This is a genomic window from Bacteroides muris (ex Afrizal et al. 2022), assembly GCF_004793475.1.
GTDB classification, from domain to species: Bacteria; Bacteroidota; Bacteroidia; order Bacteroidales; family Bacteroidaceae; genus Bacteroides; species Bacteroides muris.
In genome coordinates, this window is sequence record NZ_SRYZ01000039.1 from 23504 (window position 1) to 35668 (window position 12165).

The 12165-nt window shown below is 45.6% G+C and carries 10 protein-coding genes and 1 pseudogene; 8 read left to right on the forward strand and 3 right to left on the reverse strand.

The annotated features are described in order from the left end of the window. Nucleotides 1–3 precede the first annotated feature (3 nt). The 4 genes from E5355_RS14360 (at nucleotide 4) to E5355_RS14375 (ending at nucleotide 6473) form a co-directional block, all read left to right on the forward strand. Entirely contained in the window at nucleotides 4–1371 is a 1368-nt protein-coding gene (locus tag E5355_RS14360) for a DUF5458 family protein (protein WP_032935238.1), read from the forward strand. Between the two features lie 85 nt (nucleotides 1372–1456). Then, on the forward strand, nucleotides 1457–5767 hold the full coding sequence (locus tag E5355_RS14365) for a DUF6531 domain-containing protein (protein WP_228099396.1): 4311 nt from the start codon (nucleotides 1457–1459) through the stop codon (nucleotides 5765–5767). 18 nt (nucleotides 5768–5785) lie between these two features. Continuing rightward, nucleotides 5786–6133, forward strand: coding sequence for a hypothetical protein (locus E5355_RS14370; protein WP_068960257.1), 348 nt, complete (start codon nucleotides 5786–5788; stop codon nucleotides 6131–6133). Continuing rightward, complete coding sequence (locus E5355_RS14375; protein ID WP_100262828.1) at nucleotides 6123–6473, forward strand: immunity 51 family protein; 351 nt, start codon at nucleotides 6123–6125, stop codon at nucleotides 6471–6473. Before E5355_RS14370 ends, E5355_RS14375 begins: the two co-directional genes overlap by 11 nt. A 608-nt stretch (nucleotides 6474–7081) precedes the next feature. Here E5355_RS14375 and E5355_RS14380 read toward each other — a convergent pair. Beyond that, nucleotides 7082–8026, reverse strand: a complete 945-nt coding sequence (locus tag E5355_RS14380; protein WP_228099397.1) for a PDDEXK nuclease domain-containing protein — start codon at nucleotides 8024–8026, stop codon at nucleotides 7082–7084. A 553-nt stretch (nucleotides 8027–8579) separates the two neighbouring features. On the opposite strand from E5355_RS14380, the gene E5355_RS14390 reads away from it, so the two are divergent. Together E5355_RS14390 and E5355_RS14395 are read left to right on the forward strand one after the other, a co-directional pair. Then, the gene (locus tag E5355_RS14390) at nucleotides 8580–9356 is read left to right on the forward strand and encodes a hypothetical protein (RefSeq protein ID WP_100262829.1); all 777 of its coding nucleotides are present in this window, start codon (nucleotides 8580–8582) and stop codon (nucleotides 9354–9356) included. A 10-nt stretch (nucleotides 9357–9366) separates the two neighbouring features. Then, the gene (locus E5355_RS14395) at nucleotides 9367–9843 is read left to right on the forward strand and encodes a hypothetical protein (RefSeq protein WP_054349505.1); all 477 of its coding nucleotides are present in this window, start codon (nucleotides 9367–9369) and stop codon (nucleotides 9841–9843) included. Nucleotides 9844–9976: 133 nt separating this feature from the next. Here E5355_RS14395 and E5355_RS14400 read toward each other — a convergent pair whose 3' ends face one another. After that, entirely contained in the window at nucleotides 9977–10333 is a 357-nt protein-coding gene (locus tag E5355_RS14400; RefSeq protein ID WP_228099398.1) for a hypothetical protein, read from the reverse strand. Nucleotides 10334–10428: 95 nt separating this feature from the next. Between E5355_RS14400 and E5355_RS19505 the strand changes: the two genes are divergently transcribed. Both E5355_RS19505 and E5355_RS14410 read left to right on the forward strand, forming a co-directional pair. Beyond that, nucleotides 10429–10725 (forward strand): hypothetical protein, encoded by a 297-nt coding sequence (locus E5355_RS19505; RefSeq protein WP_168354344.1) that lies wholly within the window; start codon nucleotides 10429–10431, stop codon nucleotides 10723–10725. Nucleotides 10726–10766: 41 nt separating this feature from the next. Next, entirely contained in the window at nucleotides 10767–11804 is a 1038-nt protein-coding gene (locus E5355_RS14410; protein ID WP_135036028.1) for an AAA family ATPase, read from the forward strand. 88 nt (nucleotides 11805–11892) lie between these two features. Here E5355_RS14410 and E5355_RS14415 read toward each other — a convergent pair. Next, a pseudogene (locus E5355_RS14415) lies at nucleotides 11893–12165 on the reverse strand (hypothetical protein); the annotation flags it as partial.

Sequence of the window (12165 nt, forward strand, 5' to 3'; positions counted from 1 at the left end):
GCTATGAGTGAACAGAACACACACAGGGAGGCAGCCGTACAACAACAGCAGGCTGCGGCACAGCCCAGAAACCTGAATGCGGAGCTACAGGTCCTGGCTAAGTTTGGTGGTTTCAATGTCCTGGAGTCCTCTGTGGACGGCATACAGAACCTGAACCCGGAGCGCAAGGCGCGCCGTAACATTTTCCTTACAGACCCCGAACGGGCGCCTGAGCGCAAGGAGCTGGAAAAACGGCTCGAAATGTGGGTGGACATGCTGCAAGGCAACAAGTCCATCAGCGAAATGATCGAACTGTGCCAGAAGAAATCGGCGGCCGTCTCCGACCTGCTTTCCCAGAACCAGTTGAAGGCGGTGGAAGAGGTGAAACAATTGGAGAAGTCATACCGTACGGTCATGCTTTTCTACAAGAATACGGATTCCGACAAGATTAAGAACATTTCCATCGTCAATGCTTCCATGGAGCAGCTCACCGACCTGGACAACTCTTTCTTCATCGACGCCATTGCGGACGAGTTGCGTGCCAACTACGACCGCCTGGACCTGCGCACCAACTATTCCTTGCTGGTCATCCCCGGCTACCTGGGTTCCAACAAAGTGATTGAGAAATGGGCGAAGATAGCGCATGACAACAAGGTGATGATTTATACCGACTTCGCCGACCTTGAAAAGCCGGACGATGTCATCGAGATGTTCTTCGACTCCAACCTGTCGGGAGGCGATGTGTACAAGTCCAACGTATGTATGGCCTGCAACTACCTGGTCGGACGTGGGCGTTATGCCGAACTGGGCGAGACGGAGGACTTGCTGATTCCACCTTCCGCGGCACTGGCGGGCAGCGTGTACAAGACGGTGATGGCACAGGTCACCGCCGGCAAGAAATACGGTTCCATGAGCGAGGTGGACGGAGTGGCTTTCAACCTGAAGAAGAGCGAGATCTCCGAACTGGAGAAGATCGGCTTGATTCCCATGGTGAAGGAATACGGCAAGGTGATGGCGTTCTCCGCCAAGACGTTGTTCAACGGCGACAACCTGGGCTTGCAGACCTATTCGGTGGTACGTGTGTTCGACTGGGTGACCAAGGTATTGATGGACTTCCTCAACCGGCGCGCTTTCGAGAACTGGAACAGCAAGGCGGAGAGGGATTTGCGCGGACAGATCAGCAAGTTCCTGGACAGCATCCAGGGTCCCGGACGCCTGATTGAAAAATTCAAGATCCTCCGCTTCGAGCGTGACCCGAAACAGAAAGACCGCATTTTCCTCGACATTCACCTGACTCCTTACTTCCCGGCAAAGAGTTTTGTCATCAAGCTGGAAGGCACCAAGGGGGATGACGAGAATGACTGGAACAGCGATTATGCACAGGATGCATAAGCAATCCCTTTTCTGAAACAGCCGGTGGACTCCGGTTAACCTCTCCGGCTGTTTCCTTTCTTTACTTTTCTAAACCGTTCTCACTATGTCAGATGTGTTGAAAAATATAGCTGATGCCGTTGACAACAACAGCACCAGACGGGGATTCTCCGACCTTTTCGCCGACTCAAAGGCTGCCCTGGACAAGCTCCAGGCGGGACTGGGCGGACTGCTCCCATCCATGCCGGGCATGCCCGTAGCCAAGTTCGGCGACCTTGCCATAGGGATAGACATGCACCCTACGGTCACACCGCCGTCACCCGTCATGCCCGTGCCGCATGTGGGGAAAGTATATGACCTCATGGCGGACATCATGGCAGGCATCGCCGCCGCCATGCCGCCCGTCACCGGAGGGGTGGCGGGAGTGGCGTGCAGCATTCTCAAGGGGATGGCACCTACGGTGAAGGTGCATAACCAGTGGATTGCGCAGGCGGGTATAGGCATCGTGCACCTGCCTGCATTCGTCCTGCACCCGGCACCGCTGGTCAGCGGCATGTCCGAGTCGGAGATGTGGATGGGCAGCGCGACCGTGCTGGCGGACGGTGCCCCCTGCTCCACGCTGACACATCCGGCGCTCTCCTGCAATCTGGTCGGCATCCCGACCATTCCTCGCAAGGGAAAGCCCAAGAAGGTGAGCAAGGCGTTGCTGGCACCCACATCCATGCTCTCCACCATCACCTCTGTAGGCAAACCGGTGCTCGTGGGTGGGCCGCCCACCATCGACATGTTCGCGCTGGCAATGAAGTTCGGGCTCAAGGGGCTGGGAAAAATGTGGAAGAAACTGGGCGACAAGTTCCAGGACCTGATTGACAGACTGAGAAAGAAAGGAAAGAATCGGCTGGCGGACATTCTCCAGCCCATCAAATGCAAGACATTCGGTGAGCCGGTCGATGCGGCAACAGGCAGGGTGTACCACACCAACGTGGATTTCGAGCTGCCCGGCCCCATCCCCATCGTTTGGGAACGCACCTATTACAGCGATGCCGCCGTGGACGGCCCGTTGGGCTACAACTGGCACCACAGTTACAACCTGGGCATCCGGCGGCTGGAAGAAGGGGCTTTCCTCTTCCGCCATGCCGACGGACGGGAGTCTTTCCTGCCCGTGCTGGAACCGGGGGATTCCTATTTTGACCGCAAGGAACAATTGCTCTGGATGCTTGACGGGCAGGGTTATCTGCTGACCGACATTCGGGGACTACAATACCGGTTCGACGGACCGGAGAACCGCTTCGGCTACCGCATGGTGTCGTGCATATCCACCAAAGACGGGTTCCGCATCCGTTTCGAATACGCTTCGGCTGGAAAACTGGCGGAAATCGTATCTTCTCGGGGAGAACGCTTGAAAGTGGAAACCGACGAACTGGGACGGGTATGCTGTGTGTCCATGAAGCAGGACGGTGAGGAAACCAGGCTTGTCCGCTATCGTTATGACGACCGGGGCGACATGGTGGAGACCATCGACGCGCTGGATGTCAGCAAACATTTCGTCTATACCGACGGGCATCTGCTGGTACAGCTGACCAACCAGGGAGGCATGGCCTTCCATTGGGAATACGAAGGCAAAGGTGAGAACGCCCGTTGTGTGCATACATGGGGGGACGGCGGCGTCATGGAGTACTTCATCCGTTACGGCAAAGGCTACACCCATATCCGTAACGGGGAGGGTGCCGAAACCGAATACCATTACGGGGAGGACAAGCTCATCTACAAGATAGTGGATGCCAATGGGGGAATCACGCGCCAGCAGTACAACGGATATCAGGAACTGGAGGTCACGGTCAACCCCGAAGGTTATACCCGCAAGACTTCCTACAACGAGTCCGGCCAACCCGTCCGGATAACGGACGAGAACGGCGAGGATACGTTCCTGAGCTACGACGGAAACCGCAACCTCGTCCTGCTCTGCACGCCGGGAGGGAAACAGCTCTCTTGGGATTACGACGGGATGGACCGTGTCGTCAGCCGCACCACGCTCAGCGGGGAGACTGTGAAATACACTTACGAGGGAGGTGTATTGCATACCATTACCGATGGGCAGGGACGCGTCTATACCCTCACCTTCAACGACCGCTACGACCTCGAACTGTTGCGGTTCCCCAACGGCCTGTTCCGCAGGTGGGAATACGACGGCAGGGGCAGGCTCGTACTGGCGGTGGATGTCAAAGGCAATGCCACCCGGTACGCCTATGACCGGGCGGACAACCTGATACGGCTGGAGGAACCGGACGGCAACGTGCACCGGTTCGAGTACGACGCCATGGGGAACATGGTACATGCCACGGACAACATCCGCGAGGTGAAGTTCACCTATGGGGCGTTGGGGGTATTGAAAAGCCGTGAACAGGAGCGCCACCGGATTACATTCGGCTACAACAGCGAGTTGCAGCTCCGACGCATCGGGAATGAGGCGGGCGACAACTATTTCTTCGAGCTGGACGGGCTGGGACAAGTCGTTACGGAAATCGGTTTCGACGGGCTGCGACGCGAGTATGAGCGCGACGGTGCCGGACGTGTCACACGGGTAAACCGTCCCGGGGACAAATGGACGGAATACCTGTATGACGGGCTGGACAACATCCTGAAGGAAGAACAGTACGACGGTGAGGTATCCCTTTACACGTATGACAAGGACGGTATGCTTGTCAAGGCGGAAAACAGCGAGAACCTGCTGGAGTTCACCCGTGACAGGAAGACAGGACAGATTATTGAGGAGAAACAGGGAGAATATACCGTCAACCGCACGTACGACAGTGAGGGCAACTGTACCCGCATCACCAGCAGTCTGGGAGCGGACATCCGTCATACGTACGACCGGGAAGGCAACTTGCAGACCATGCAGGCGGGCGAGAGCTGGCAGGCGTCATGGGTACGTGACAATACCGGGCTGGAGGTGCAGCGCACCTTTTCCGGCGGTGTGACTGTCAGGACGGAACGTGACTGCTTCGGCAGGGAGATACGCAAGTCGGTACGGTCGGGCGGCATGGAGCAAGGTGCCTACCGCTACCAATGGGGCATCGCCAACCGCCTGCTCTCCAAGGAGAACGAGCTGACAGGTACCGTCACACGGTACGACTACGACCGTTTCGACTTCCTTATCCGGCAGGAGACCATGCAAGGTTCGGAAACGGATGTGATTTACCGTACACCGGACTTCGTGGGTAACCTTTTTGAGACACCGGACAAGAAAGATCGCAAATACGGTGCCGGGGGAAAACTTTTGGAAGACCCGGATTGTTTCTATCACTACGATGACGAGGGGAACCTCATTTTCCGTGAGTTCAAGCAGTTGCAGGAAACGGGCGTAAGGTTTGACCGCAAACGCATGGAGAAGGAACGGGGCATCCGCTGTCTGGCAACGGGAACGGGATGGCTGTACGAGTGGAGTTCCAACGGGATGCTGAAGAAGGTCATACGTCCGGACGGAAGACCGGTGGAGTTCCGGTATGATGCATTGGGACGACGCACGGCTAAGCAGTATTTCGGAAAGGTCACACGTTGGGTATGGGACGGAAACGTGCCTATCCATGAATGGGGCTACAAAGTCACCAATATGCAACCGGATGAGGAAGAAAGCGCTCCACCCAAAGAACCGACAGAGGATATTACCACGTGGGTGTTTGAGGCAGGCACGTTTGTACCTACAGCGAAGATACAGGATGGTAAGCAATATTCCATTGTATCCGATTATTTGGGTACCCCCATACAAATGTACGATGAATTGGGAAACAAAACTTGGGACTGCACCTTGGATATTTATGGAAAAGTGACTAACTTTGAAGGGAGTTCTTTGAATGAGTGTCCGTTCCGTATGCAAGGGCAATACTTTGATTCCGAAACAAATCTTTGCTACAACCGTTTTAGATACTATTCTCCTGAAACAGGTACTTACCTTTCACAAGACCCAATAGGATTGCAGGGAGGAAGTCGATTATACGGCTATGTGCATAATCCGAATGGGTGGATAGATCAGTTTGGTTTAAGTGAACTTGTTTACCAATTATTAAACGATAAAGGTGAAGTTGTTTATTACGGAATTACGAGCAGAACAGCAGAAGAACGATTAGCCGAACATCTAGCCAATCCTGAAAAAATAGGGAAGGTAGCCAATATGGAAGTTTTAGCCGAAGGACTTTCACATGACCAAGCTCGCTCTATTGAAGGGGCTTTGATTAGAAAAAGAATGGCTGAAAATGTAGACAAATTCTCTGCAACAGATTCAATAGATAAACAATTAGAAAAATCTGGATTATTGAATAAGAATAGAGGTCGGGTTAAAGAACGATGGACGTCAGATAATCCTTTAGATGAATTTAAAGATAAAATTAGCAAAAACCCTAAAAAGGTAAAATGTCATTAATATAAAATAGATTTTGAAATGAAAATATTTAGTACAGCGCCAGAAGGTAATGAAATGGCAGAATTAGAAAATGCTCGATACATCAATTTGGCATTAAAGCAGATTGACGAAAATATTGAATGGCTAAAAACGGCTAATAAGCCAACTCAAGCAGTCTTAACTCATATAGATATATTAGTTATGTTAGCTAAAAGATTTACGGTTGATGCTAATTTGCTAATCAAAAAAGAGAAAGTTCAGGAATGGAAGAATGTTTTTAACGATTGGTTTGAGCGTTGTGGCAGTAAAATTCCTGCTAAATTTAGAGATGGCATTAAAGCAAATGGAGATGAGCTTTTTAATGAGTTAGAACAATATGGGCACTAATAATTTTGAGGAACAAATAAAACCGTTCTTTTGGGTAGAGCATGAAAACAGCGTATCTGTTTGTTTGAATGTTGGCGAGTATAAGGATGAGATTTTTCAAACAAGAGAAAACGAAGGCTTTGAAGAAACGGGTTATGACTGGGCTTCTTTGGCACGAGTTTTTTTAGACGAATTGGAGCCTAAATTAATAGATATTGTTCAGTTTGACCCCGAAGCCGATATGTTTTGCGCATATTCTGACGATAAAGAAGCATTGAAAACATTTATCATAGCCTTCAAAAACGCCTGTGAAAATGAAACTTTGATACAGGATTTATTTTCAAGAGCAGAATTGGATTAAACCAATAATAATCCCATCTATCATCTAAAATATACAAAATAAGGGAAGCTAAAGAACTGCTTCCCTTATTTTTTCACCCTTCAAGAAGTGTCTCTTAAAAAAGTTATCAACAGGTATTTAGTCGCTTATCCCTATTGTCTTATGGTTGTTTTTAAGGGGTGGTTATACTGGATTTACCATGCGTTTATTTGTCCGTTTTTCTCCTTTCTTTATAGCTTAATAATCGGGGGCTTTGATAAGTAGACTTTCTTCCTGTTCCCGTGCATGGCACGGTATATTTCGGGGGCTTTTCTTTCATGCTCCGCAGGAACAAGGGGGGCTTTTCACCGTCTTTTGACGGTATGGGGCTTTGAAGGGGGCTTTTGGCGTTTCCCCATCGTTTGTAGTAGATGCCACACAAGTAGATACAGAAAATACCCTAATAAGCTATGGTATTTTCATGCCCTGATAAATTAAATCGGGTTATTAGTTACTTTTTCTACTTTAATCGGGGGGGCTTATTGTTTCATGCTCCGCAGGGATAAAGGGGGCTTTTACCGCCATTTGGCGGTTGGGGGCTTTTCTTTTTAAGGGGGGCTTTTGCTCCGCAGGATAAAGAGTTTTGTTCTTTACTGATTCAGTTTTTGTTCCTGTTCTATCTGTACCCGTTGCCGTTCTATCTCTTTTTTAAGTTCCTGTTCCGTTGGTAGATAAAGCATATATTTCGATGCAAAAATCTGGCTGCTATCATTCAACAGGCTATATTTTACGATGGTCTTATCCTTTTCGGTACACAAAATAAGTCCGATTGTCGGGTTATCGCTATCCTGCCGTATCCTGTCCTCAAAATAGCGTACATACATATCCATCTGCCCGATGTCCTGATGGGTAAGCGGTTCGGCTTTCAAGTCGATGATTAAGAAGAATTTGAGGATGTAATTGTAAAACACCAAGTCCGCATAAAAGTGTTTCCCTGTCTCGGTGGTTAATCGGTATTGGCGACCGACAAAAGCAAAGCCTTTGTCTAATTCTTGTAAAAAACGCTGTAATTTGTCTATGATAGCCTGTTCTAATTCGTTTTCCCTAAAATCCGTATTATCCTGTAATCCTAAAAATTCCAGCACATAGGGGTCTTTGATTATATCTTTCGGTTCTTGGGAGACTTGTTTTTCAGTAGCTTCGTTCTTGACTAATTGCCTGTTATGGCTCATAAGCATCCGTTCGTAATAGAGATTGCCGATTTGCCGTTCAAGTGTCCTTGTACTCCAATTACAATCTACCGTTTCCTGCATATAAAACAGGCGTACCTGTTCGTCCTCGACCTTTAAAAGCAGGCGGTAATGTGTCCAACTCAATTCGTCACGCAGTGAGTGACTTTTATCGAAGAAGCGGTAAAACTGGCGCATATATTTCAGGTTGGTTTCCGTAAAACCTTTGCCGTGTTTTTGAGTCAGTTTTTGGGATAGCTGTTTAATAAGTTCTTTCCCGTATTCTGCCCGTTCTTTTCCGTTCTGCTCCCCTTCCACGATGGCTCTGCCTATGTGCCAATAGGCAGAGCCATTGTAAACTCTCAAAAGAGCTATGTTTATCAGCCGTTTTTTACCTCCTGACAGAAGTAACCGTATGGCAAGTCCATGATACGGGTAAATAAATCGGGGATTATCTATTCGCTTTTCTGTTTAGGCTTCCATACTAAACCTCCAGGAAAATCGGGAGTTAGATTCAGCATTGAAGGAATCTTTTCCGCTTCAACTGGAATACGGAAGCCGTCCGCGTGGTACATTCTCCTTCAAGATCCATAATTCCTTTTTTCTTCTTAACATAAAGATACAATGTTTTTCTGAGAGATATTCTACATCAATCAGCTTCCGTTAGTACCCTTTGATATTTTTTTGAAAATAACCAAGGATAGGTTTTCATTTTTTGATTTTAAATCATATATTTGCAAAAAACAAACCGACTAATCGGTTTTAAATAAGAGTGGAATTTATATTAAGTAGGTTAGATCATATAGTTAATGTCGTTAAATTCAACCGCATTAAACAAAAGGCAGTCTAATTCGCTAGTATATCAACTTTAAGAAAGTGTAAACTCTAATTAAATATTAATCTTTAATTGAAAAGCATTATGAAGAAAAAGATGTTCAAATTTATTTCATGCATAACCATTTTATTTATGGTTTCATGCTCTGGAGATGATTTACTTTTCTCCTATGAAGATGATGTTACCACAAGGGGACTTTCGGGTAGAGCTTCATTGACTTATCCTATGAGTAGCTTTATTAGTAATGTGTCGTTGAGTTTAACAGACCAAGGTTCTGTCAATTCCATTCTTGAGGAATTACAAAGTAATCCTTTAGGCAAAGGATACAGATGTGTTTTCAAGAAACTGACAACTAAAAAGGTATCAAAAATATCCCGAGGCGATACAGGCACAGCACCAGCTTCGTACAATGCAAAAACGAATGAGGTATTGTTGAAAACAGGCTCAATAATTGCAACGAATTCAATACAGGAGGAGTTTATACATGCCGCACAAGATAGAGTATATTTCAATGGAATTCTTCAATATGCAGGTAAAGAAGGAACTCCAAACATAGAATTTGAAGCAAAGATTATTCAAGAACTTATATATTGCGCTAATGGATATGGATTTGGCGGCTTAGGAGCAGGACCGACACATGCCGATGATTATACAAGATGGATTATGTTGTTATGTGAAGATGGTTTTCTTGATGAAAGATTTCCTTCTCTATCAGAAGTGTTATCTACTAAATATGCTGGATATGGTTATTACAACTATATGGAGTTTTTTAAAGTTAAAGATCCTGGCTATAATAAAGGTATCATTTATAGTATGCAACCTTCGCTACTTGATTATATAAGTAATAATTACGGTATTTAAAAAAGATATTATGAAGACATTAAGTTTTTTTATTTCAGTAATTGTCGCATTATTTGTTTTTACAAATAATATTTGTGCACAAAACGAAGTTAAAGTTTCCAATGGCAAATCTTATGTATATGATTATAAGAACCAGAAGATTTATCGTCAAACTTTGAATAGAAGTTTTCAGCAAGATAAAATACTGGACAATTTTGTAGCCAAACAAACGACACCAGTAAATAACTTATACATAGAAGTATTATCACCGGCAAGATTGGAAGAATTGAAATCTGAAAAGATAGCCACTACATTTATTTGTGATTCGTATGGGAAAGTAAAATCTGTAGAATTTCTATTTTTCAAAGAACCTTTTTTGTCTGTCGATGAAATAGAAAGATTAGAAGAAGCTTTTTTGAATTACACATTTGATTTGAAAGTATATGGAGATAAGCAGGATTCAAATCTTTATAAATTTGCAATTGCTTGCTTTTTTAGTAAACTTTAAATAGGAAAGGGATAGAATATACTTCAAACTGTCCAAGAACTCTTATCGAACACATAGCATAGTATGTATAAACAGGATATGAGCTTTTGGACAGTTTTCTATATATAAAAATAATACCAAGACTATAAAAATATTATCCCACATCACTCAACTCATGGTCTAAATCAAACCTCAACACATAAAAAATACCATTATCCACATAACCAAAACATCTGTTCCGTTGAGTGATTTTGAATTTTTTAATGCCTTTCTTCCATAGATTATCTGAAAAATAACGCTTGCTTTTCTTATTCTTATTATACGTTTTGTAATCCAATCCTTTGTCCGTTGCTATGGCATTCCGATTCAATTCTTCAAATTTGCGGAATGAATCAATAAACTCGTTTTGGTTCTCATTGTCAATAAGGGAAAATCCATGAGTGTCATCAATAAGGCTGAAATCAAGCTTTCCTTCACCGAAATGAGTCGTGATATACTTCTTGAGAGACAATTCCCCCTCCTTTCAAACAAGATGGAAGACAGTTGCTTCTCCTTCCATATATTCCCCACAGGAATAGCAACTCCGTCTTTGGTTACAACAACCGGATGCTTCTCATACAAGGAGCGTATAAACGACAGAAGACAGACCGCACGGGCGGTAGCTTCGGCAACGGAACTACCGGACACATCTGCTTCATCTGCCAGATAATGCGCATTCGGTTCCTGTTGGGGTGCATCATCCCAAAACGGATTACAGATGGCATGTGCCAATGTACTCTTGCACCGTTTCGCTTCGTCTATGATACGGCTTCCGGTGCTATCGGCAAATCATTGATAGTTCTAAAACATAAGCCTAATAATCATAACTTTTTTAAAACCGGGTTTGTCTCTTCCGTTTTTTAAATTACCTTTGTAGTTACTTAGTTATAAATGAAACATATTCAATGATTAACAGCATATTATTAACTGATTTTACAGGCTTTGCAAATACCCGGTTTGATTTCACCAAAGGGATAAACGTCCTTATTGGCAAGAATGGTACGGGCAAGACGCACGTTCTCAAATGCCTGGCTGCAACTTTGCAGGCACGCCATGACTTCCTCGGCAAGAACTCAACTTCCAAGGAACAGTTTGAGTATATCTTGGCGGAAGACATGATATTTTATTTCAAGCCGGATGTCATAGGCAACCTGGTCAACAAGGGAGTACCTTCAGGCAGGGCAAACATTACAGTCACGATAGACGGCAAACTGTTGCAATACAGCTTCTCATCCGCTTCCAAAACAACTGTAAAATTAGAAACGGACGAAAAGTGGGACGACCGCCACTTTATCTATATCCCCCCACGTGAGATGTTCTCTTTGTTCGAAGGCTTTATCGGTTTGAGCAGTAAACGTGAAATTTCATTTGACCAAACGTATATCAATCTGGCGCACGCGTTGTCACTCCCCATATTGCGTGAGTCGGAAGACAATCCGTTGAAACCGGCTATCGAGTTGCTGGAACAGGAATTGCAGTTCAAAGTTTTGCAGATGAACGGACGTTTCTATATACAGACAGAAAAAGGGAACATGGAAGCGCACCTGGTAGCCGAAGGACTCCGCAAGCTGGCTTCCATCTTGTACCTCATACTGAATGGGGAAATCAATGCGGACACCATCCTGTTCTGGGACGAACCCGAAGCCAACCTGAATCCGGCTCTTGTGAAAGTCGTGGCAAAGTTTATCCGTGTGCTTCAGGAATGCGGCTTGCAGATTTTCGTCGCCACTCACGACTACCTGCTTACACACACGCTTTCTCTCTATTCCGAATATAAGGAACACACCAACATATCCGTCAAGTTCTTCGGCTTGAAAAAAGAAGATAAGGGAATCATTGTGGAGGAAAGCGAAACCTTGACGGGCATACGGAACAATCCGATACTGGAGGAATATGCGGCTTTTTACGATTTGGAACAGCAATTCATCAACCAATATGAGTAATTTTCAGGAAAGCGGCATAAACTCCAGCCCATCCCCAGCGAATTTACAATCAGCTGGTTATAAACATTAGACCAAGGTTGCAATAATATTATCCCACATCACTTAGCTCATGGTCTAAATCAAACCTCAACACATAAAAAATACCATTATTCACATAGCCAAAACATCTGTTCCGCTGAGTGATCCTGAACTTCTTAATGCCTTTCTTCCATTGCTCATCTGAAAAATAACGCTTGCTTTTCTTATTCTTATTATACGTTTTATAATCCAACCCATTGTCTGTTGCTATGGCATTCCAATCCAATTCTTCAAATTTGCGGAATGAATCAATAAACTCGTTTTGGTTCTCATTGTCAATAAG